Here is a 21,306-nt window from a genome sequence, read left to right on the forward strand (position 1 = left end):
TTAGCGGCAACGCCATTCAGGCAGACGCGTTGCCGGAAGCGGCAACGCGTTCAAACGGTGATCGAAGGTTTAAAACCCATCAGTTGGCGTGCGCGCCAATTTCCTTGTCCCAGCGCTCCAAGAGCTCCTTGCGTTTTGCAGGGTCACCATAGGTCTTGAAGTCATAATCGATGAGTTTGATGTCTTCGAAGCGCGGTGATTCCTTCGGCACTTCAGCAGACTTGTTCGATGGAAGCTGGAAGGATTTGGCATCCTTCATATGAGATTGTACTTCCGCGGTTAGCGCCCAGTCATACCATTTCTTGGCGTTGTCGAGGTTCTTTGCGCCTTTAATAATGGACATGGAGCCGATTTCGTAACCGGTGCCCTCACACGGCGCGACGGATTTGACCGGGAAACCTTCGGCAGTCATCGACACCGCATCATGCATGAATACGATACCAATGCCGGTTTCACCACGCGCGGCGGATTTGACTGGTGCCGAGCCTGATTTGGTATATTGGGAGACGTTCTCATTGAGCTTCTTGAGGTAATCATAGGCCTTGTCTTCGCCCATGATCTGTACCAGCGTTGCAAGCGCCGTATAGGCCGTGCCGGAAGAGTTGGGATTGGCCATCTGAATTTCGCCCTTGTAGGACGCATCCAGCAAGTCAGCCCAGCATTTTGGTTCTTTGAGCTGCTTCTTGGCAAGAATATCGGTATTGTAGCCCCAGCCGAGAGCGCCGGCATAGACGCCAACCGTGCGATAGTTCGCGCTTTCCGCCTGCTTCTTGGCCCAATCTTGCAATTGATCAAGCATCGGTGATTTATATTCGAGCGTCAGCCCTTCGCCAGCGGCCTGCAAATGGGGATCGCCCGTGCCCGCCCACCAGATATCTGTTTTTGGATTGCGGGCCTCTGCGCGAACCTTGGCATAGGTTTCGCCTGAAGAAAGCCGCACCATGTTTACACTGATGCCGGTGTCTTTTTCGAACATGTTTTTCATTTGCTCGCAGATCACTACATCTGCCGAACAAATCAGATTGAGATTGCCAGCCGCATGGGCCGCAAAAGCCATTGACGAGATACCGGCGGCAAGCGCCGCAACCAAAAAATGTCGAACGCATTCTTTCCCTCCCATTTTACGACGCCTCCACGTCGACGTTTTTGCAAACGTGTGCACAGTCTTGGCCTTTTATCGATAGCTGTCAACGGTTTTGCAAAATTCATTCTGAATTTCCCTAAAATAGTTCAATTGTTCTGTTTGATACGAAAATATGCACAGCCGTGCAGGGTGCGCCCCAAATTGCGTTGGCGATTATATATGAATCGTATATGGTATGCTTATCAACCGTAAGTTTGGAGCCAACGATGGGTATAGTGAAGATCGCCGATGATCTGCATGAAGAATTGCGCAAGGCGAGCGATGTCATGTGCCGTTCGATCAATGCGCAGGCAGAATACTGGATGAAAATCGGCATGCTGGCGCAGGCCAATCCAGATATGTCATTCAACGAAATCGTGCAGATGCAGTTGCGCGCCGCACAGGTGGAAATTCCGGTCATGGCTGTACGGCCATCATGACCAAGACGCCCGCCGAATTGGAACAGATGGCGATTTCAGGAGCGTTGTTGGCTTCTGTTTTCACACTGCTGGACCGTACACCGCTTGCCGGTATGACAACGATGCAGGTCAACGATCTGGTTGAGGGTTACATTACGGGTGAGTTGAAAGCGCGACCCGCCAGCAAAGGACAATATGATTATCCCTTTGTTCTGAACTGTTCGAAGGACGATGTCGTCTGCCACGGAATGCCGTCCCATGGTGATGTTATCGCTAATGGCGAAATCATCAATTTCGATATTACGCTTGAAAAGGGTGGCTATATCGCGGATTCCAGCAAGACTTACATGATCGGCGACGTCGCGCCGTTTGCCTCCCGTCTTGTACGCGTGACTTATGAAGCCATGTGGAAAGGCATTGCAGCGGTTCGACCCGGCGCCACGTTGGGCGATATTGGTTACGCCATTGAGCGTCATGCCAAGCGGAACGATTACAGCATTGTGCGCGAGTATTGCGGCCACGGCATCGGACGAGAGATGCATGAAGAACCGCAGGTTCTGCATTTCGGCAAACCGGGTACGGGGGTTCGCTTGCGCGAAGGCATGGTTTTCACCATCGAACCAATGCTCAATCAGGGAACGGCCAAGGTGAAAACCGAAAAGGATGGATGGACCGTCGTCACGCGCGACGGAAAACTATCGGCGCAATTCGAGCACACAGTTGCCGTCACCGGCAATGGCGTGCGTGTGCTGACCTTGCGTCCGGACGAAAAGAAAATGCTGGCAGCCATAAAGCATGCAGTATGACTGCCGGTTTGGCTATCGATTGTTCTTACGCCGCCATGTCTGGAATTTCTGTTCGAATTTCTCCTTGGTGCAGGGATAAAGCCCAATTATCGCTTCACCGTTCTTGACCTCTTCGAGCACGAAATCTTCGTATGTTTCCATCCCGATGCACTCCTCGGCGATTTCTTCGCAAAGATGCGCCGGAATGACCATGACGCCATCCGCGTCGCCGACCAGCACGTCGCCGGGGAACACGGCGGCGTCGCCGCACGAAATCGGTACATTAATGTCGATGGCTTCGTGCAAAGTCAGATTTGTTGGCGCCGATGCTTTTGCGCAATAGGCGGGCATGGATAATTCGCCAATTCCGGTCACGTCACGAAAGCCGCCATCGGAGACAATGCCTGCCGCGCCACGCAGCGCAAGTCGCGTTACCAGTATCGACCCAGCGGTTGCCGCACGTGCATCCTTGCGTGCATCCATAACCAGCACCCAGCCGGGCGGGCAGGTTTCGATCGCAACACGCTGTTTGTGATTAGGATTGCGGAAAACAGTAATCGGGTTTCGATCTTCACGCGCGGGAATGTAACGCAAGGTAAAGGCCTGTCCGACCATGTTTTCGGGCTTGCGCGCCACCTGAAGCGCACCTTGAATGAACTGATTACGCAAACCGCGTTTATAAAGCGCCGTAGCAACCGAGGCCGTCGAGACCTTCTTCAGTTTGGCGCGGGTTTCTTCCGAGAGAACATAATCGGTCATGGTCTGCCTCTTAATAGATCACCGGTTCATCAACCGGACGGCCAAAGTCGGTTTTCAGGAAATCGAAGTCGCAACCCTTGTCGGCCTGTTCCACATGTTTGGAAAACACAAAGCCGTAGCCACGTTCATATTTGGGTTCAGGTGTCTTCCAGGCGGCGCGGCGTTCAGCCAGTTCTTCGTCTGGAACAAGCATGTTCAGGCTGCGGGCGGGGATATCCAACTCGACCATATCGCCGGTCTTGAGCAGGGCTAGCGGCCCTCCAATGAAGGATTCCGGTGCAACGTGGAGCACACAGGCGCCAAAACTTGTCCCCGACATGCGGGCATCGGAAATGCGCACCATATCGCGCAGGCCGAGCTTCAAAAGTGCCTTCGGCATCGGGATCATACCCCATTCCGGCATACCCGGTCCGCCTTGTGGTCCGGCATTGCGTAAGACAAGCACGGTGTCCGGCGTCAGGGGATAATCGGGATCATCAATGATCTTTTTCAGCTCGGGGTAGCTGTCTGCAACCAATGCCGGGCCTTTATGGCGATGAAATTTCGAGTCGCAGGCCGCTGGCTTGATAACCGCGCCATCGGGACACAGGTTCCCCTTCAAGACCGCCAGTGACCCCTCATGATAGACGGGGTTGGAAAGCGGGCGGATAACATCATCGTTCCAAACCTGGACCTTCTCCAGCCCTTCCACCAACGCCTCACCTGTCACGGTGATAGCCGTGGGATCCAGCTTGTCGGTAAGCTGTTTCATCAATGCGCGGATGCCGCCTGCATAATAGAAATCTTCCATCAGATATGTCGTTCCCGATGGCCGAATATTGGCGATCACAGGTGTGGTGCGCCCGATGCGGTCGAGGTCGTCCAGCTCCAGTGGAATGCCTGCGCGCCGCGCCATGGCAATCAAATGAATGATGGCATTGGTTGAACAGCCGGTGGCCATGGCGACGATAACGGCATTTTTGACAGCAGCAGGTGTAATGATCTGATCGGGTTTCAAATCGTCCCAGACCATATCGACAATGCGGCGTCCGCATTGGGTCGACATGCGTTGGTGGTTGGCGTCGGATGCCGGTATGGACGATGCACCGGGGAGGGAAAGGCCCATGGCTTCGGCAATCACGGTCATCGTGGACGCGGTGCCCATCGTCATGCAATGCCCATAGCTGCGCGCAATACCGCCTTCTATGCCTTGCCATTCTTCCTTACCGATGGTGCCTGCGCGGCGCTCGTCCCAGAACTTGAACATGTCAGTGCCCGACCCGAGCGTTTTCCCGGCATAATTGCCGCGAAGCATTGGACCTGCGGGCAGGAAAATGAAGGGTAGACCGGCGCTTGTTGCCCCCATGATGAGTGCAGGCGTGGTCTTGTCGCATCCGCCCATCAAAATGGCTCCATCGACCGGATGCGAGCGCAGCAGTTCTTCGGTCTCCATCGCGAGCATGTTGCGATAGAGCATTGTTGTGGGTTTCACGTAGCTTTCAGACAAGGACAGAGCGGGCAGTTCAAGGGGAAAGCCGCCTGCCTGCAATATGCCGCGTTTGACCCATTCGACCCTATCCTTGAAATGGGCATGGCAGGGCTGCGCATCCGACCATGTATTGATGATCGCGATGATGGGCTTGCCCTCCCAGTCCACCGGATCATAACCCATCTGCATGGTTCTGGAACGATGGCCCGAAGAACGCTGATCATCCGGCAACATCCAGCGCGCAGAACGCAGATCGGCATATTGCTTCCTGGGCATTTCAATATCTCCCCGAAAATTTTCGGCCCGACCTGTTATCAGCGAGCCTGCTTTAGTTGTGACTGTGCCCCACGGCTCGTGCAAAGCTAATCGCCACGCGTATAGTCCTGTGCTGTAAAAGCACCACCCTGATAGCGCCGCGTGATCGGATCGCCAGTTTCGGCGAGGTCGCCAAAACGCGAGGCGTCATCCTGCGGCACATAACCGATGCGGCTGGCATCGTCCTTTTCCCACCAGCGCCCGGCATTGGCGGAAATCCCCCAGACAACGGCAAAGCCGGTTTCCTGCGCCTCGACCGATCCGATCAACAACCGCACCAAGTCGTCTTGCGAAAGCCAGGTGGCGAGGTGTCGCGCTTCGGTTGGTTCAGGAAGGCAGGAGCCGATGCGCACGTGAACGCTTTCGACGCCGTGTTTGTCGAACATCATTTGGCCTAGCAGTTCACCATAAGCTTTCGACAATCCGTAATAGCTATCAGGCTTGAAGGGATCATTGCTGCTCAGCACCGCATCGCGTTCATAAAAGCCAATCGTATGATTGGAACTTGCAAAAATCACCCTTTGCTTTTCAGCGCGCGCAGCCCCGAAAATATGTGTAACGCCGAGAAGGTTAGCACGGGCGATCAGATTGTAAGGCTTTTCGATACTGATGCCGCCAAAATGCAATATCGCATCGGTTCCGCAAACCAGTTCGGCAACCGCATCGGCATCGCTCAGATCCGCCTGTATGAATTCTGCACCTTCGGGCAAGGCATCGGGGAAGGGCTCAATGTCGGATAAGCGCAAACGGTAACCGGCTTGTGACAGTTTTCGGGTGAGCATACGGCCAAGATTGCCGGAAGCCCCGGTCAAAAGGAGGTGTTTCATTCAATTAAATTCCCTTCATGCGCGCCACTTTTGCCCCGGCAACGGTGCTGGTTGCGAGATGCACACCGCCCGATTGCGGAGCTTCGGCCAATTTGTCGGCGGGCGCCAAGCGATGCGAAGTCAGCGCGATCTGCTTCAGATCGGGACCGCAGAAACAAGGCATTGTCGGTGCCGGAACCGGAACTGGAAAGCTAGCGAGCAGATTTCCATCCGCATCGAAGCGGTTCAGGACACCAGCTGACACACCCGCACTCCAGTAAGCGCCTTCGGCATCGCATGCGCCGCCGTCCGGTCTGCCGGTAATTTCGTCGAGGTCGCGAATGCGTCTCTGGTTGCTAATACGGCCCGCCGCGCGGTCAAAGTCGTAACGGTCGATCCATGGTCCCCGGAATCCGTATGGAACATCGTGGTCGCGTCCGGTGTCCATGCAAGGCCGTTTGATACCTCAAATCCCTTTGCCATGACCGCAGCTTGCCCATCAGCAGTGACACGATAAAGCTTTGCGATAGGCTCACGTGTTGGGCGACAATCCATGCTGCCGATCCACAGCGCGCCGTCGGGACCGATCTTGCCATCGTTGAGCCGCGATGTTTGTGGCTCATTATAGCCGCTCCACAGGGGCTGCCTGTCACCGCTATCCGGATCGAACAGAATGATTTCGCGTGCCAGCGCGACGATCAGCTTACCGCTTTCGGCAAGCCCGACGCATGGAACCTCGGCTTCAAAGGTCCAGTCTCGAACCGGGCCGTGTTCAAGGTCGATTTCGTAAAGCTTGCGCCCATTGATATCGCAGGCAAAAAGCTTCGCCCGGCGCTCGTCCCAGACGGGGCTTTCCATCAATGCGCCGCGCAGATCGGCAATACAGTGAAACGGTCCAATCATAATGCGTCTGTCTTTCTGCGGATAACATCCGGGTGGTTAAGAACGAAATCGGAGAGCTCCAAGCCAAGCCCGGCCCCTTCAAAGGGATAGATCATCCCGTTTTCAATCCGTGGCATCACCGTGACCAGATCGCGATACCATGAAGTGTAATAGGCCCGGACCGACTCTTGATAGATGGCATTGGGCGCATTGAGCGACAGGTGAATGGAGGCTGCGAAAACGACTGGTCCCGTGCAGTCATGCGGCGCAATAGGGCGCTGGAAGGCTTCGGCCATGGTGGCGATCTTCTTCGCTTCGGAAAGTCCGCCGCACCATGAAATATCCAGCATCACATAATCGGACGCATCGGCGCGCAGGACGTCGAGGAATTGAGCGCGGGTTGCCATTGTTTCGCTTGCACAAACCGCAATGCCGGATTTCTGGGCATAGACCGCAAGCGCTTGCGGATTCATCATTTTGACCGGATCTTCCGACCAGAACGGGCGGAACGCCTTTAGCTCACGCGCAATGGTCAGCGCCGATGTCAGGTCCCACATGGAATGGAATTCGACCATAATTTCAATTTTGTCGCCGACAGCATTGCGTATCTGGCGGAACGGCTCCAGAGCCTTGTCCAGATCCTGCGCATGGATGAAATTTCCCCCCCGAAGCCACGGCGAATGGATCAAACGGCCATATCTTCATGGCCGTTATGCCTTCGGAGAGAAGACTTTCGGCAAGCGCGCCCGCATCACGGTGAAAGGCAAGCTGGTCCTCGTAAGGTCCTTCCTTGCCTTCGTCCGTATCGCCGATATAGCGACGCGCACCGCTTTTGTTATAGGTGTAGCCTGCACAGGTATTGTAGGTGCGGATGGAGTGTCGCGACAACCCGCCCAGCAGCTGGTGGATGGGCTGGCCGGCGACCTTGCCAAAAATATCCCAAAGCGCGATGTCGATTGCGGACGCGGCGCGAATTTCCACGCCGGAAGACCGAAAGCCGACATAAGGCTCCAGCAGGAGTTTGGATATCCGGTCGATCTCCAGTGGGTTCTGCCCGATTAGTTGCGGTGCGATATCACTATGGATATAGGCCGCCACGGCATTCGCGCCGCGAAACGTCTCGCCCAGACCCACAATCCTCTCATCGGTGTGGATTTGAACCCACAAGATGTTGTTCAGGTGCGGCAACTGCACCGTCTCCACAGCCGTGATCTTCATCATAGGCTCCTGTTCAGTCTGTCACGCTAATGCGCGGATGGTTGACGGTTGCGCGCAACAATTTGCGTGGGGTTGACGAAGCGCAGCGCCAAAAGAAGCCATACCAGCGAAGTCACCATGTAGATCACGGCCATGGCGTCGATGGATTGGACGGAACGAACACCGGCTGCGAACACCGAATAATAGAGTGCCACGACGAGTGTTTGCGATGTTGGGCCCGCTGTCAGGAAGGTGAGTTCAAACATGGCCACCGTTCGCACCAGAACCAGAAGCATGGCGGCGAGAACACCGGGCAGCAACATGGGCAGGAGCACATGGATGAAGAGCTTGAATGTCCCAGCGCCGAAAACCCGCGCCGCCGCCTCAACCTTGGGGTCGATCTGTTCAATGAAAGGGATCATGACGAGAATGACGAAAGGTACGGTCGGCACGAGATTGGCAAGAACGACACCCCAGAATGTTCCGCCGACACCGAATTTATAAAGAACGGTCGCGAGCGGAATACCGAAGGTTATTGGTGGCACGAGCAGCGGCAAAAGGAAGATCAGCAGCACGAATTTCTTACCGGGGAAATCGCGCCGCGCCATGGCATAGGCGGCGGTTACACCGAGAATGCCGGATAGGATCACAACGGCAAAGACCACCTGAAACGTCACCAGCAAGACTTGATCCAGCTGGAATTCCGCCCATGCGGCTGCATACCAGCGTGTCGTGAAGGCATCCGGCAGCCATGTGCCAAGCCAGCGTGTGCCGAAACTCGACACGACGACAGCCGTAATAACCGCCAGAACGTTGAGGACAAAGAAGCCGGTGAGAAGCCAGACGGCGGTGATCCAGAGTTTGGAGAGAAGGGATGTGTCGCGAACCATGATTTATCCCTTTCCGCCGGCTGTCGAGCCACGATAGAAAAGCGAGCGGACGCCAAGAAGTGCGCCAACGACGACCAACTGTACCGCTGCCATGATCATGGCAATTGAAGACGCCATGGAGTCGTCATATTGCTCGAACGCGGCCTGCGCCGCGGCAATGGATATGACGCGCGTGGGGCCGGATGGAGCGCCCAGAAGCACGGCGGATGGGAATACCGCGAAGGCCTGAACGAAGGTGAGGCAGGCCGCCACGACCAGACCGGGAACCAGCAGGGGCAACATGACATATCGAAAGCGCTGCCAGCTATTGGCTCCATGGGTGGCCGCCGCCCGTTCCAGTCCCGGATCGATGCCGGTTATATAGGAGAGCGTCAGTAGAAACGTGAATGGAAAAACGGTGATGACAAGTGAAGCGAACACACCCCAGTAATTATTGGTCAGCTTCAGCGGGCTGTCGATCAGGCCGATGAAAATCAGCGTGCGACTGAACCAGCCTTGCGGACCGAGATAGTTGAGAAGGCCTTCCGCGATCAGAACTGTGCCAAGCGTAATGGGCAGGACAAGTATGGTCGTCAGCAGCCGCTGGCGTCGCATCAATCGAACGCGCAAGGCGATTGGTACGGCAAACATCACACTGATGATCGTCACCGGAACAGCAAGCCAGAGGGTCGCGCCGATGGTTTTGTAAAGAAATGGATCGGAGAAGAATTTGGCGTAGTTGGCGAACGCGCCGCCTCCGTCCAGCGGATTGAACGACAGCACCAGCCCATAGAGGAATGGGTAGATGAAGACGCCCACCACGAACAGCAGCGCTGGGAGGATCAGTAATGTCACACCGTCGAAGCCGCGATTGGCGAGCCTTTGTCGCAGGCTGGGCGTTAATGGCGCCTCGGCGTATCGCTCTTGAGCTAGATCAACCATGCCTCAGTCCTCCGCCGGAAAGACGAGCGCATTGGCCGCATCAATGCCGAGCGCAATCTGGCTGCCCGGTTCGACGCCTTTCGGGCCGTGAAAGATCAATTCCAGACCTGTTTGCGTGCGCGCTGTGCCCACATATTCGCGACCGCGATATTCGATGGTTTCAACGGTTGCCTGCAACGTATTCTGATGGCCCGAGCCTGAAACGACATCGTCGCCGCGTGCCATCAAAACGGCTTCGTCGCCAGTTTTTAAGGCGTCAACCGCACGTCCCGTCAGCGCGCTACCAGCGACGTCAATGGTTGCCTGACCATTTTCGATGCGCGTGACCTTGCCGGGGAGGGCGTTTCTGAACCCCATGAAGGCTGCAACATCTCTGTAGAGCGGCGCTTCATAAAGTTCGTTGGGCCTGCCGACCTGACGAATTTCACCATCGCGCAACACCACAATGCGGTCTGCAAGCGACAGGGCCTCGTCCTGATCGTGCGTAACGTAGATCGTGGTGGAACCAAGCTGATTGTGGATGCGACGAATTTCGGCGCGCATTTCGAGGCGCAGTTTTGCATCGAGATTGGATAATGGTTCATCCATCATGACCAGAGGAGGTTCGATGACAATTGCGCGGGCGATAGCCACGCGCTGTTGCTGACCGCCAGAAAGCTGTCCGGGGAGTTTTTCTTCCTGTCCCTGCAAGCGCACCAAAGCCAGTGCCGCACGCGCGCGCTTTTCGATCTCGCTTTTGGCGAGCCCGCGCATTTTAAGGCCAAAGCCGACATTCTGCAGAACGTTCATATGCGGAAACAGCGCATAGTTCTGGAAAACCATGCCAAAGCCCCGATCCTCAGGCTTCAACTGGTCAACGCGACGATTGTCGATATAGATGCCGCCGCCCGTCGTGCCGAGAAGACCGGCAATACAATTAAGAGCCGTGGATTTTCCGCAGCCGGAAGGGCCGAGAAGTGCGATGAACTCGCCTTTCCGGATGGTGAGGTTGATTTCCCTCAGCGCATTGAAAGTTCCGAATGAACGGCTCATCCGGTCTAGCCGGAGTTCTTGAAAGGACATTGACGCAAACACCATGATTTGTTTGGCGATCATGGGCGCTTCCAGACGAGCCGATGTGGCTCGCCTGGAAATACCCGCTTAAGAGCGCATCCCGAAAAGTGTGAAACGGTTTTTGGAAAGGATGCGCTTTAAAACGAAGGCCTTAGCTGGCCGCGACCTCTTCATCCCAGCGCCGGAATGCTGCGACGAGCGCCTCGGGTTCAAGTGGAAGTTCAATCGGGTTGTTGGCGATCCACTCGGCATATTCGGGCCGCCCGAACTCAGCTATGATGTTCTGGCTTTCCTTCGGCGCCATCTCGATCGTAACGTCTTTGACGGCTGGGCCCGGATAGAAATAACCAGCATCGTAAGAATAAGCCTGCTGGTCCGGCTTCAGCGCAAACTTGATAAACTCCATCAGGACGGCGATCTTCTCTTCCGAAACGCCTTTTGGAATTGCAAAATAATGCGCATCACAAACCCAATGGAAACCGTCGAGCTTGCTGACGCCCATTTCCTTCGGCACCACGCCCAGTGCACGTGGATTGATATCCCAGCCGGTGGTGGTCACCGTCATGTCGCGGGTGCCTTCGCCCAGTTCCTTCATCAGGGCGCCAGTGCCTGCCGGATAATATTCGATGTTCTTGTGCAGTTCCTTCAGATAGGCCCAGGTTTTATCCCAGCCCTTGATCGGGTCTTTTGGATTGCTGTCGCCGAGAAGATAGGGGAGCCCCATCAGAAATGTGCGGCCCGGGCCTGAATTAGCCGGACGTGCATAAATGAACTTCTTGGGATTTTCCTTTGTCCAGGCCAAAAGTTCTTCAGCGTTTTTTGGCGCGGTCTTGACCTTGTCGGGATGGTACTCAAGCAGCGGTCCCGACGGGTAGTAGGACACCACCACGCCTTTGCCCTTCGACATTTCCTGCATGCGCCATGCTGGCTCAAGATAGATGTCCTGAAGCTTGGGCAGGCCGTTTTCCGGCAAGGCGATGATGTCGGTCCAGATATCATCGGCAAGTCCTGCCGAGAGCGCGTCTGGGCCGACAATGACCAGATCGATATCGATGCGGTTGGCGCGCTGTTGGGCCTTGATCTTGCCCGGCAGTTCCGGCGCTGGCGCTTTATTGAAAGTAAAGCGCGAAACAAGCGCCTTTTGTTCGGATGCAAAATTATCAAATATGGGCTGGGTCAAAGCGAGGTTGCCCGCAGCATCGATAACATTCAGCGCAACGGGCGATGATGGCAGTTTAGCCGACTGGGCCCAAGCACGTTTCGGCAGCATGATACCCATGCCTGTTGCAAGCCCGGCCCCCGCCATGAATGTACGGCGTGAAATTCCCTTATTCATGTTCTCCTCCATTTTTTGGTTCTGCGGTGCGCCCATCTTCTCCCTGTCAGGACGCCCTGATTTCATCTGTCAGACTAAGCCATCTGTCTCCCAAACCGCGACAATCTGCTGGAGCGTTTCGCGGTCATGCTTTTCGAGTTGCGGCAATCCGGGAAGCCGGACCTTACCCACGGCAAGCCCCTGAATTTGCAAGGCTTCCTTGACGACCGTAACGTTGGCGCCATTGCGGTATTTGGTGCGCATGGTTTCAAATTCAGCGATGCTTTCGACGACCGATCGCGCGCGGTCGTAATCACCGGCCTCCAACGCATTCCAAACAGCAAGCGAACGCTGCGGTGCGACATTGACCAGTCCTGAAGTGAAGCCCCGTCCGCCGAGCGCGTAGAAAGGCAGCGCCCAGCTTTCCGCGAGACCGCAAATCCAGGTCGCGTCCATGCCTTTTGTCGCCCGGCAGCATTCGAAGAAAAGCATCGTGTTTTGCGATGCGAATTTTACCCCTGCAACTTTCGGATGGGTGGCGAGCCTGACCATTTCATCAAGCGGGATCAGGTCAGAACGGATATAAGCGACGATGGGTAGATCAATCGCTTCAGCAATCGCGATAAAATAATCAACCTGCGCATGCGGGGCCGCGAAGGGATCGAGCGGATGGTGGATCATCACGCCGTCGGCACCTGCCGCGCTGGCAGCCTTTGCCACTTTTATGGCCTCACGTACCGAACGCCCCGCAGCAGCTGTGACCGCTGCCTTACCGGCGGCAGCTTCAATCGCTATCGATTGCAGGCGAATAACTTCGTCTTCCGTCAGGCTGTAGAACTCACCGGTGTTACCACCGCTGACGATATTATGAACGCCCGCATCGGCGATACGCGAAACGATTTTCGCCGTCAGCACCGGGTCGATTTCGCCCTGTGCGTCATAAGCGGTTGCATGCACGCCCGAAATGCCGCGAAGCACTTGGCGATAGCCTGCTAGATCCATTGTTTCCTCCCAATAGGCTGGTCAGAAGACCAGCTCGATATGCGTCTCCCCTGCCTTTACGATGTGCTCACGCATCAATCGCTCGGCCAAATCTCCGTTTCTTTTGGTAATCGCCAGCATGATAGCCTCATGCTCGTTGAATGATTGGCGCCGGACGTCGTCGCGAGACAGCACCGTGACCCGGGCCGCATGGTCATACATGCGCTGAGCGTTTTGCAGTCGTCGCAGATATTCACAACCGGACGCTTCATGAATGCCGTCGTGAAATTTCTCGTTCAGTTCAATCAATTCATCGACGTCGCCGGTTTCGACCGCCGCGCGCATTTCCTCAATGGTGGCGCGAAGAAAATCAAAGGCTTCCTCGCTTCCGTGTTTTGCAGCCTGCCGCGCAATGATGCTTTCCAGCGCAGCGCGCGCCAGCATCATCTCTTCCGCCTGACGTTCGCTGAAGCAGACAAAGGTACCGCGACGCGATTCCGTTCGAACCAGCCCTTCGCCCTCAAGCTGCCTCAGCGCTTCCTTGAGCGGACTGGTGCTGATGCCAAGATCGGCTGCAAGCTGACGTTCATTCAATTTCTCGCCGGATTTCAGCCGACCGGAAATAATTGCTTCCCGCAAGCTGTCATGCACATGGTCTCTGAGATTTCTCAGCTTAATCGGCTTGAGAGCTAATGCCTGCAGAATCCAAAGCTCAAATCTCCCTGAAACTCCTCGCTTAAAGAAATAGCCGCCTATTTTGTGATATGTCAATATCTGATGTATCAGATTTTATGTCGTTAAATCCTGCCTGTCACATAACGCGTGAAGCGCATTTTGTTATTTTGTGGAGGCGGCGTCGGCATGCGATTGAGTTTTACGTTCTGGAAAACAAAAATGGCGCTGTAGCGCCATTCTCAATAAGCCCGAAACTGAGGTGAGAGTTATTCCGTCAGCGCCAGACGACGGCGAAGCCGTGCAGCCCTTCCACCAGCAACGTTGGCTGACAGCTTTTGAAAAGCGTCGAGATAATTGTCCTTGGTGCGAAGAATATGCGCAGCCAGTATCGTGGAGAGTCGGTCACGCTTGTTCTCGGCAAAGAGGCTGATCATATGCGCATGATCTTTATAGGAGCGGTCCGGTTCACCTTCTGCGCGAATGGCAAGATGAGTTCTCAAAGATGCCACGCGGCCTAGAATAAGATCGTAAGCATTTTTGAGATAGCGATTACCGCAGTGATGAAAGAAGGCAAGGTGGAATGCGGTATCGGCGCGGCCATAAGCCTGCATGTCGCCACGATCGATGGCCTCGGTCATGGCTTGCAACTGCTTCTGCAATTCGCTGACCGCCAGCGGAAGCGATTCTTGGGGCGTAAGCGCAATCGCTTGCTTTTCCAATCCAACGCGATAGTCGCAAAGTTCGGCAATGTCTTCCAGCGTCGGCGTGAAGACATAGGTGCCGGATTTTGGGACGATGATCACCAGCCCTTCCATCTGCAACAGATTGAGCGCTTCACGCACAGGCGTTCGGCTGACTTCAAATGCAGAGGCCAGAGTGTCTTCGGAGAGGTTTTCCCCAAAATCGAGCTCGGCGTCGACAATAGCCGCGCGTATTTTATCAGCGATCGTCGGGACAAGACTCTTGCGCGGGGGCGTTTTCGGCTTTGTCATGCCAGTACACGGTCTCCTCAAAGAATTTCCGACAGCGCGTTCAAGATCGCTGCCGGTAATGTGGTCTAGTCGCGTTTCGCTTTCAAGCTCATGCAGAGGAAGAAGCTGATGATCGGAAATACTGCAAGTACAAGAAGCGAGATAGAAAAACTATCGGTCGCCGTTTTGACCCAGCCCACAATATAGGGGCCAGTAAAGCCGCCAATCTGTGCAAAGCCGTTGATTGCAGCCAGACCGCCAGCTGCTGCTGCACCGGTGAGAAACTGTGTCGGCAAGGTCCAGAAAACACCGAGATAGGACCAGAGAAAGAACGCGCAGATGCAAAGCAGCAGCAGGCCCAGATAGGGGTTGGGCGCAAGCGCGCTGGCTGCGAGGAATAGGCCGCCGAACAGGCCGGCAATGGCCGTGTGAATCTTGCGCTCGCCGGTGCGGTCGGAACTGCGCGAAATGACGACCAGACCGAGTGCCGCGAAAATGAACGGTATGGCCGAGACAAAGCCAGACTGCAGGGTGGTCAGGCCAAAAGTCTTCACGATCTGCGGCAGCCACATAATCACACCATACACGGCGATACCGTTGAACATGTAGACCAACGTGAGGAGCCAAACCCGTAAATCGCTGAAGATTTCGCGCAGACTATGGCGTGTATCGGGCTGGGCGTTCTTTTCGTCAGCGGCAAGCTGTTCCAGAAGCCAGGCGCGTTCGTCCGCATCCAGCCATTTGCTGTCTTTCTGTGGTGAATCGACAAGATAGAAGAACGTGATAATGCCCAGCAGGACTGCGGGCAATCCTTCGAGGATGAACATCGCCTGCCAGCCGTGCAGGCCGAACAGGCCTTCACCAGCGTCGATCAGCCAGCCCGAAATGGGCGCGCCAATGACAATCGACAATACGGTTGCGGCCATGAAGAGGGCCGTCGCACGGCCACGCTCTTTGGCTGGGAACCAGTAAGTCAAATAGAGGAGTACGCCTGGCGCAAAACCAGCTTCGGCTACACCGAGCAGAAAACGCAGGATATAGAAGGACGTCGGTCCCTGCACGAAGGCCATCGCACAGGAGACAATGCCCCAGGTGACCATGATACGGGCGATCCAGATGCGCGGACCGACCTTGTGCAGGATCATGTTGCTGGGGATTTCAAAAGCCAGATAGCCGATGAAGAAAATTCCCGCGCCGAGGCCGAACATATAAGGCGTCAGGCCTATATCTTCGTTCATATGCAGTGCGGCAAAGCCGATATTCACGCGATCCAGATAGTTCACGATGAAGCAAATAAAGCAGAACAGGACAATGCGCATGTTGAGCTTGCGGATCGTCCGGTCGCGTAGACTGGTATTCAATTGAGCGCCGTCAGCACGGATAGCATCCGCCATGACATTCCTCCCTAAGCTTTGATGTCGCCCTCCGCGACACCTTTCGGCGGCACCTATAGACTGGAAAAGAAGTACGCACAAGTGCCATACATAAACTAGAACCCTAGTTGACAATCGGACCGATCTGGTCATTCTTGCCGCCGAATGAAACATGACGCCCTTTGTGGCGGGAGGATAGAAGTGCAGCAATCACAATCGGCAAACATCGGCTCCGGTTATTTCGTTGACCGAACGGTTTTGGTTACCGGCGGCGCATCGGGATCGGGCGCGCCGTTACCGACAAGCTGGTCGGTCTCGGCGCGAAAGTTGCGGTATGGGACATCAATGCTGAGCGGCTTGCTGAATGTCAGTCAGTTCACGGCGAACGCGTGCTGACGGCCAACGTCAATGTTGCGGATCGCGCATCCGTTGAAGCCGCCATGGACGCGCTTGTCGGGTCGCTTGGTGGTGTTGACCATCTCTTGAACAATGCGGGTATCATCGGTCAGCGCATGACTGTCGAAGATATGAACGAGCCGGAACTCGACCGTGTTCTCGGGGTCAATCTGAAGAGCGCTTTCTATGTTTCCAGCGCCTTCATTCGCGCTCCTTCCAGTCGTGCGGATCGTTCCGTGGTGAATTTGTCTTCGATTGCCGCGCGCACCGGCGGTATGGTTGGCAATATCGTTTACGCAACCACCAAAGGTGCGATTGCGTCCTTTACTGTCGCACTTGCCAAAGAGCTTGCGCCGAAGGCACGTGTTAACGCATTGGCGCCCGGCGTCATCAACACGGAAATCCAGCAGGACGTTTTTGCCGATCCCGCCAATATTGAAGCGATGGCCAATATGATTCCGCTCAAAAGGCTTGGCACCGCCGCTGAAGTTGCAAATGCTGCGGTTTGGCTCCTGTCTGGAGAGGCGTCCTATATCACCGGTGTTGTCGTAGACGTATCCGGCGGTCGCTAACAGGGATAGCATAATGAAGAACACAGCTGAAAAATTGAGAGCTGATATTGAATCGGGTCGTCTGCTTCAGGCTCCGGGTGCCGCCGACGCATTGACTGCACGTCTGGTTGAGATGGCACAATTTCCCGCCATTTACATGACGGGTTTTGGGGCGACGGCCTCGCGGCTCGGTCTGCCGGATATCGGCCTGCTGTCGCAAACGGAAATGACAACGCATGCGCGTGACATGGTCCGGGCGGTTGATATTCCTGTGATTGCTGATGCTGACACCGGTTACGGTGGCCCCGCCAATCTCTGGCGAACGGTTGAAGAGTATATTCAGGCTGGCGTTGCTGCAATCCATCTTGAAGACCAGCAACTGCCTAAGCGATGCGGCCAGCGGACGGGCGTACGCGTCATTCCCGCAGAGGAAAACATTCGTCGTTTGCGTTGCGCTGTCGAAGCGCGCGGCCGGCATCCCATGTTGTTGATAGCGCGGACGGATGCAATCCAGAGCGAGGGCATCGACGAAGCCATTCGCCGTGCAAAACTCTATCAGGATGCAGGCGCCGATCTCGTTTTTGTCGATGGTATCAAGAAGATCGCTGAAGTTGAGGCGGTTTCCAAGGGCGTGCAAGGTCCCAAGGTTGTCAGCATTGTTGATGGCAACGAGACCACCGCACTCAGCGCAAAGGACCTGGAAGAGCTTGGTTTCAACGTTGCTTTCTATGCGCTTTCTGCTCTTTTCTCTGCGGTTAAAGCCGTTCGAGACACACTTGATGTGTTGAAGGCAGAAGGAACACCGCATAATCGCGCAAGCGCCATGGTATCATATGCAGAGTTCAGTGCTGTCACTGGACTTGCAGGGTATGATGCACTGGACGATCGTTACGGCTGGCCGGAACACAAGGAATAGTCCCAAACCAAAACAGGTGGCCCGCTTTCCGGCGGGTCACCTGTTTTTTGTCATGGTCGGGTTGGGGCAGGGGCTGCCCCAAGTGGGTTGTTTGTTATGCCTTGCCGAGACGCTTGCGCAATTCGGTGTTTTCGGAGCGAAGCTTTGCAGCCAGTTCCTTGCGCAGCTTGAGGTTTTCAGCTTCCAGTGCAACAAGCGCCTTGAGATCGTCGCTCGACGATGCCTTGGCAGCAGCCGGTGCTGCGGTCTTTCCAGCAGCATTCTTCCAGTTGTAATAGGTCTGTTCGCTGACTTCAGCCTGCTGCAATGCAGCTTTCAACGTGACCTTGCCACCCTTGGTAGCCTTTTCAACGGAGGCAAGAATAGAAGCGCGTTCGGCTGGCGAATATTTCTTCACCTTGCGACCAGCTGGTGCTGCAGCAGCTGCAGCGGCCTTGGGTGCGCTCTTGGCAGCTTTGGGAGCCTTGGCTGCCTTCGCCGCAGGCTTTGCAGCGGCTGCTTTAGGCTCGGCCTTCTTGCGCGGTGCGCGGGTTTTCGGCTTGCTGCTTGCAGGCTCTGCGGCAGCGGTCTGGTTTGCTTCTACAATGGTTTCATCAGCCATGTTCAGTTTCTCCTGAATTGATACTCGGGTAAGCTTTCCGGGTGCCGAATATATGGGACAATGCTTAATGCAACCATAAGTGCCATTACTTTGACAATTTGTGAAGAGATGCCATCCAAAGACATGCGGCGAGCGATCTATTGTGAAGGCGGATTGATTGTTGAAAACGGGCCCCGAAATATATAGGTAGAGCGCAGTACCTGTCGTACACTTCCATGGAATTTGATCGAGAAAGCTATTTTCGGATGAAGAATCCAATCCGCAATGTTGTGGTTGAATATAAGAACCGGCGTGCGCGCAAGAGCGGCAACTCTCTTTGGGGCAACCTTGATCTGAAATCGATTGCCCTTGAAGTGGATGAGGATGTCAAGGCACCGCTCGCAGCCGAGCCGTCAAAGCCCGCTATCCCGCAAACTGACAGCAAGCCTGCTGAGACCATCCAAGAACCCACCCCACAGGGGAAAGCCATTGTTGAGCCGGTGATCTTGGAAGCAATCGCGTCGCCGCAAGAAGCCGAAACGCTTCCGGCTATCGCCGCTCCCGTCTCGGCAACGCCTGAAGGTAAAAAGCGAAATACTCGCCGTCACTTGAAGCCAATTGCTGCCAAGCCGGTAAAGGCAAAACCATCTCCGAGAGCGAAACTTGATATTCTGGATGAACTGCAAGCGCTTGAGGCCGAGAATGCTGCACTAAAACGACAGCTGGCTGAAAAGCTCAATGCCGAAAACCAGAAAATGCGAAAAATGCTCCATCGTATAGAGACGCAGATCGAACTTTAGTCCTGACTGTCTGGTGGTAACGGCACAAGTTTTTCTAAATCGATAGCGGCTTATCAAAGGCTGCGAAACATGCATGCCATCGCATCAACGAGCTTTGGCTTCAGGCGCTAGCGTTTCCTTCTTTATGAGAAGCCCTTCCAGCAAAGTGCGAAATGTCTGCACAGCCTTTTTTGAGGTGACTTGCGGGTCTTCTGCATTGGCAATCCATTGGGCAGCGCTACTGCTGGCTGCATTAATGAGGCGCGCGGCAGCTTCCGGGTCAATGTCTACGATAATACCAGCCTTTTGCAGATCCGCGAGACTGCGGGCGACTGTTGCAATACAGCCATTGGCATTTGGCCAGCCGGACGGGTCTCCTAGCACCGCGGGACCGTCTCTGAACATGATGCGCTGAATTTCCGGCTCCAGCGCCATCTCAACATAGGCGACATTCTCATCGACAAAGCCCTGCCAAGGTGTCGCGGCGCGGGACGAAATCGCGCAAAGCCTGCCGGTCATTTCAGCATCAATCTGATTGACGACAGCTTGCAGGAGGCCTTTTTTGTCGCCGAAGTGGTGGTAAAGCGCGCCTCTGGTCAGACCGGCTGCGCCCGTAAAGTCATCCATTGAGGCATCGGCATAGCCCACTGTACCGAATGCCTTCCGTCCCGCGGCCAGCAGCTTTTCCCGGGTTTCTGCAATCATTTCGCTACGGGGTTTGCGCACATTATTCTCCAGTTTTCACATACGTGACGTATATTAGTTGACATGCGCCACGTATCAAGTAATCAATTGACATACGTCACGTATGTAAATGGCAAAAACCTTTGCATCAAGGAATAGGTCCATGTCCAACCCCTATAAAGAGATATTCAGCGCGCCCGGCGCGCTTGGCTTTTCCGCCGCTGCGGGTTTTGCGCGGCTTCCAATGGCAATGGCTCCAATCGGAATCGTCGCGATGCTGTCTCTGACGCACGGCGAATATTGGCTGGGTGGCGCAGTTTCCGCTACCTTTGCCTTGACCAACGCGTTTCTGTCGCCGCAGATATCGCGGGCTGTCGACAAATTTGGGCAACGGGCCGTCGTAGGACCGGTAACCATTGTTTCGGTGGTTGCGTTCGCGGCGCTGATTTTGGCTGCCAATCAAAAATGGCCCAACTGGACCCTATTCGTATCGGCCTTTTTGGCCGGAACAATGCCAAGCATATCCGCGATGGTACGGGCACGATGGACCGAGATTTTTCGTGACCGACCAGAGTTGAACACCGCCTTTGCATTTGAGTCGGCTGCCGATGAATTGGTCTATATCGCCGGCGCTTCGCTCTCGGTTGGCTTGACCGTAGCTCTTTTCCCAGAGGCCGGGATGTTGATCAGCACGGTCTTTCTCGCTGTTGGCACCATAGCATTTCTCGCTCAGCGTTCAACAGAGCCCAAACTCCGTATGCCTGAGCAAAATGTTTCGCAGCGTTCCGCTATCAGGCTTCGTTCGGTTCAAATTATCACCCTGGCTTTGATATTCGTGGGATCGACTTTCGCCACAGCGGAAGTTAGTGCTGTCGCGATCACCAGGGAGCTTGGCCGGCCCAACATGGCAAGCTTGGTTATTGGTGTATACGCCATCGGATCCTTTGTGGTCGGTCTGACGCTAGGCGCGCTCAAACCCAGAATTCAATTGCCGCTACAGCTGCTCATTGCGGTTAGCGTCCTTGCAATCACCGCCCTGCCGCTCTTGTTTGCAAGCTCGTCGGTCGCTCTACTGGCCGTGGCTGTCTTTGTCAGCGGCATAGCCATTTCGCCGACTTTCATCACAGCTTTCGGTCTCATCGAACGCCGCGTGCCGGAAAGCATGCTGACTGAAGGTATTACCTGGGTCATGACGGGGATCGGTATCGGGATGGCGCTCGGTGCGTTCATCGCGGGCTGGGTCGTCGATAATTTTGGTGCTGCGTACGGCTTCTGGGTGTCGATTGTTGCAACTGTGACGACCGTTTTAATCGTCGGATTAGGACAGAGGGCTTTGTCTGGCGAGCGTACAACGTTGGCCGTCGACGAGCGCTGTTCGGCGCAGCCTGCTGAATAGCAGTTTTTACAATCATGAGGCCCCTGACGGAAAGAACGTTGGGGGTCATTTTTATCTGCATTGCCAAATAG

At 55.1% G+C, this 21,306-nt stretch carries 20 protein-coding genes and 2 pseudogenes; 6 read left to right on the forward strand and 16 right to left on the reverse strand.

Going from position 1 to position 21,306, the window contains the following annotated elements:
- Positions 1-79: 79 nt before the first annotated feature.
- On the reverse strand, positions 80-1,120 hold the full coding sequence (locus QLQ11_RS17620; RefSeq protein ID WP_371836039.1) for an ABC transporter substrate-binding protein: 1,041 nt from the start codon (positions 1,118-1,120) through the stop codon (positions 80-82).
- A 230-nt stretch (positions 1,121-1,350) separates the two neighbouring features.
- On the opposite strand from QLQ11_RS17620, the gene QLQ11_RS17625 reads away from it, so the two are divergent.
- Positions 1,351-1,563, forward strand: coding sequence for a ParD-like family protein (locus QLQ11_RS17625; protein ID WP_109365955.1), 213 nt, complete (start codon positions 1,351-1,353; stop codon positions 1,561-1,563).
- Entirely contained in the window at positions 1,560-2,348 is a 789-nt protein-coding gene (map, locus tag QLQ11_RS17630; protein WP_121538020.1) for a type I methionyl aminopeptidase, read from the forward strand. The genes QLQ11_RS17625 and map overlap by 4 nt, the downstream gene beginning before the upstream one ends.
- A gap of 12 nt (positions 2,349-2,360) precedes the next feature.
- On the opposite strand, the gene QLQ11_RS17635 is transcribed toward map, so the two are convergent.
- The 13 genes and pseudogenes from QLQ11_RS17635 to QLQ11_RS17695 all read right to left on the reverse strand — a co-directional run bounded on the left by QLQ11_RS17635 (position 2,361) and on the right by QLQ11_RS17695 (position 15,954).
- Entirely contained in the window at positions 2,361-3,086 is a 726-nt protein-coding gene (locus tag QLQ11_RS17635; RefSeq protein ID WP_121538018.1) for a ribonuclease activity regulator RraA, read from the reverse strand.
- A gap of 10 nt (positions 3,087-3,096) precedes the next feature.
- Positions 3,097-4,830: an L-arabinonate dehydratase gene (gene araD / locus QLQ11_RS17640; RefSeq protein WP_121538016.1), complete on the reverse strand. Its 1,734-nt coding sequence runs from the start codon at positions 4,828-4,830 to the stop codon at positions 3,097-3,099.
- Between the two features lie 86 nt (positions 4,831-4,916).
- On the reverse strand, positions 4,917-5,696 hold the full coding sequence (locus QLQ11_RS17645; RefSeq protein ID WP_371836040.1) for an NAD-dependent epimerase/dehydratase family protein: 780 nt from the start codon (positions 5,694-5,696) through the stop codon (positions 4,917-4,919).
- A gap of 4 nt (positions 5,697-5,700) precedes the next feature.
- Positions 5,701-6,578, reverse strand: a pseudogene (locus QLQ11_RS17650) (SMP-30/gluconolactonase/LRE family protein).
- Positions 6,575-7,775: pseudogene (locus tag QLQ11_RS17655) on the reverse strand (mandelate racemase/muconate lactonizing enzyme family protein). Before QLQ11_RS17655 ends, QLQ11_RS17650 begins: the two co-directional pseudogenes overlap by 4 nt.
- 26 nt (positions 7,776-7,801) lie before the next feature.
- On the reverse strand, positions 7,802-8,644 hold the full coding sequence (locus QLQ11_RS17660) for an ABC transporter permease (protein WP_121538010.1): 843 nt from the start codon (positions 8,642-8,644) through the stop codon (positions 7,802-7,804).
- Between the two features lie 3 nt (positions 8,645-8,647).
- Complete coding sequence (locus QLQ11_RS17665; protein WP_121538008.1) at positions 8,648-9,565, reverse strand: ABC transporter permease; 918 nt, start codon at positions 9,563-9,565, stop codon at positions 8,648-8,650.
- 3 nt (positions 9,566-9,568) lie between these two features.
- Positions 9,569-10,642: an ABC transporter ATP-binding protein gene (locus QLQ11_RS17670; RefSeq protein WP_283735749.1), complete on the reverse strand. Its 1,074-nt coding sequence runs from the start codon at positions 10,640-10,642 to the stop codon at positions 9,569-9,571.
- A 127-nt stretch (positions 10,643-10,769) separates the two neighbouring features.
- Entirely contained in the window at positions 10,770-11,924 is a 1,155-nt protein-coding gene (locus QLQ11_RS17675) for an extracellular solute-binding protein (protein ID WP_235858945.1), read from the reverse strand.
- Positions 11,925-12,023: 99 nt separating this feature from the next.
- A complete protein-coding gene (locus tag QLQ11_RS17680; protein ID WP_121538006.1) occupies positions 12,024-12,935 on the reverse strand; it encodes a dihydrodipicolinate synthase family protein in 912 nt (303 codons plus the stop codon).
- A 21-nt stretch (positions 12,936-12,956) separates the two neighbouring features.
- Positions 12,957-13,565 (reverse strand): GntR family transcriptional regulator, encoded by a 609-nt coding sequence (locus QLQ11_RS17685; protein WP_121538071.1) that lies wholly within the window; start codon positions 13,563-13,565, stop codon positions 12,957-12,959.
- Between the two features lie 290 nt (positions 13,566-13,855).
- Complete coding sequence (locus QLQ11_RS17690) at positions 13,856-14,581, reverse strand: GntR family transcriptional regulator (protein WP_121538004.1); 726 nt, start codon at positions 14,579-14,581, stop codon at positions 13,856-13,858.
- 65 nt (positions 14,582-14,646) lie between these two features.
- Positions 14,647-15,954, reverse strand: a complete 1,308-nt coding sequence (locus QLQ11_RS17695) for an MFS transporter (protein WP_121538002.1) — start codon at positions 15,952-15,954, stop codon at positions 14,647-14,649.
- A gap of 284 nt (positions 15,955-16,238) precedes the next feature.
- On the opposite strand from QLQ11_RS17695, the gene QLQ11_RS17700 reads away from it, so the two are divergent.
- The gene (locus tag QLQ11_RS17700; RefSeq protein ID WP_371836079.1) at positions 16,239-16,901 is read left to right on the forward strand and encodes an SDR family NAD(P)-dependent oxidoreductase; all 663 of its coding nucleotides are present in this window, start codon (positions 16,239-16,241) and stop codon (positions 16,899-16,901) included.
- Positions 16,902-16,914: 13 nt separating this feature from the next.
- On the forward strand, positions 16,915-17,796 hold the full coding sequence (locus tag QLQ11_RS17705; protein WP_121537998.1) for an oxaloacetate decarboxylase: 882 nt from the start codon (positions 16,915-16,917) through the stop codon (positions 17,794-17,796).
- 94 nt (positions 17,797-17,890) lie between these two features.
- Here the strand turns inward: QLQ11_RS17705 and QLQ11_RS17710 are convergent, their stop codons facing one another.
- Positions 17,891-18,397 (reverse strand): transposase, encoded by a 507-nt coding sequence (locus tag QLQ11_RS17710; RefSeq protein WP_121537897.1) that lies wholly within the window; start codon positions 18,395-18,397, stop codon positions 17,891-17,893.
- 353 nt (positions 18,398-18,750) lie between these two features.
- Here QLQ11_RS17710 and QLQ11_RS17715 point away from each other — a divergent pair, with 353 nt between their 5' ends.
- Entirely contained in the window at positions 18,751-19,176 is a 426-nt protein-coding gene (locus QLQ11_RS17715; RefSeq protein WP_283735297.1) for a hypothetical protein, read from the forward strand.
- Positions 19,177-19,260: 84 nt separating this feature from the next.
- Here the strand turns inward: QLQ11_RS17715 and QLQ11_RS17720 are convergent, their stop codons facing one another.
- Positions 19,261-19,881, reverse strand: a complete 621-nt coding sequence (locus QLQ11_RS17720) for a TetR/AcrR family transcriptional regulator (protein ID WP_283735296.1) — start codon at positions 19,879-19,881, stop codon at positions 19,261-19,263.
- 121 nt (positions 19,882-20,002) lie between these two features.
- Between QLQ11_RS17720 and QLQ11_RS17725 the strand changes: the two genes are divergently transcribed.
- Positions 20,003-21,235, forward strand: a complete 1,233-nt coding sequence (locus QLQ11_RS17725) for an MFS transporter (protein WP_121537938.1) — start codon at positions 20,003-20,005, stop codon at positions 21,233-21,235.
- Positions 21,236-21,306 lie beyond the last annotated feature (71 nt).

This window comes from Ochrobactrum sp. SSR (assembly GCF_030067775.1).
GTDB classification, from domain to species: domain Bacteria; phylum Pseudomonadota; class Alphaproteobacteria; order Rhizobiales; family Rhizobiaceae; genus Brucella; species Brucella teleogrylli.

Coding starts and splice junctions, on each gene's coding strand:
- QLQ11_RS17725 (WP_121537938.1), top strand. CDS start 20,003: ATGTCCAACCCCTATAAAGAGATATTCAGCGCGCCCGGCGCGCTTGGC.
- QLQ11_RS17625 (WP_109365955.1), top strand. CDS start 1,351: ATGGGTATAGTGAAGATCGCCGATGATCTGCATGAAGAATTGCGCAAG.
- QLQ11_RS17695 (WP_121538002.1), bottom strand. CDS start 15,954: ATGGCGGATGCTATCCGTGCTGACGGCGCTCAATTGAATACCAGTCTA.
- araD (WP_121538016.1), bottom strand. CDS start 4,830: ATGCCCAGGAAGCAATATGCCGATCTGCGTTCTGCGCGCTGGATGTTG.
- map (WP_121538020.1), top strand. CDS start 1,560: ATGACCAAGACGCCCGCCGAATTGGAACAGATGGCGATTTCAGGAGCG.
- QLQ11_RS17620 (WP_371836039.1), bottom strand. CDS start 1,120: ATGGGAGGGAAAGAATGCGTTCGACATTTTTTGGTTGCGGCGCTTGCC.
- QLQ11_RS17680 (WP_121538006.1), bottom strand. CDS start 12,935: ATGGATCTAGCAGGCTATCGCCAAGTGCTTCGCGGCATTTCGGGCGTG.
- QLQ11_RS17670 (WP_283735749.1), bottom strand. CDS start 10,642: ATGGTGTTTGCGTCAATGTCCTTTCAAGAACTCCGGCTAGACCGGATG.
- QLQ11_RS17645 (WP_371836040.1), bottom strand. CDS start 5,696: ATGAAACACCTCCTTTTGACCGGGGCTTCCGGCAATCTTGGCCGTATG.
- QLQ11_RS17705 (WP_121537998.1), top strand. CDS start 16,915: ATGAAGAACACAGCTGAAAAATTGAGAGCTGATATTGAATCGGGTCGT.
- QLQ11_RS17675 (WP_235858945.1), bottom strand. CDS start 11,924: ATGGCGGGGGCCGGGCTTGCAACAGGCATGGGTATCATGCTGCCGAAA.
- QLQ11_RS17635 (WP_121538018.1), bottom strand. CDS start 3,086: ATGACCGATTATGTTCTCTCGGAAGAAACCCGCGCCAAACTGAAGAAG.
- QLQ11_RS17710 (WP_121537897.1), bottom strand. CDS start 18,397: ATGGCTGATGAAACCATTGTAGAAGCAAACCAGACCGCTGCCGCAGAG.
- QLQ11_RS17660 (WP_121538010.1), bottom strand. CDS start 8,644: ATGGTTCGCGACACATCCCTTCTCTCCAAACTCTGGATCACCGCCGTC.
- QLQ11_RS17690 (WP_121538004.1), bottom strand. CDS start 14,581: ATGACAAAGCCGAAAACGCCCCCGCGCAAGAGTCTTGTCCCGACGATC.
- QLQ11_RS17665 (WP_121538008.1), bottom strand. CDS start 9,565: ATGGTTGATCTAGCTCAAGAGCGATACGCCGAGGCGCCATTAACGCCC.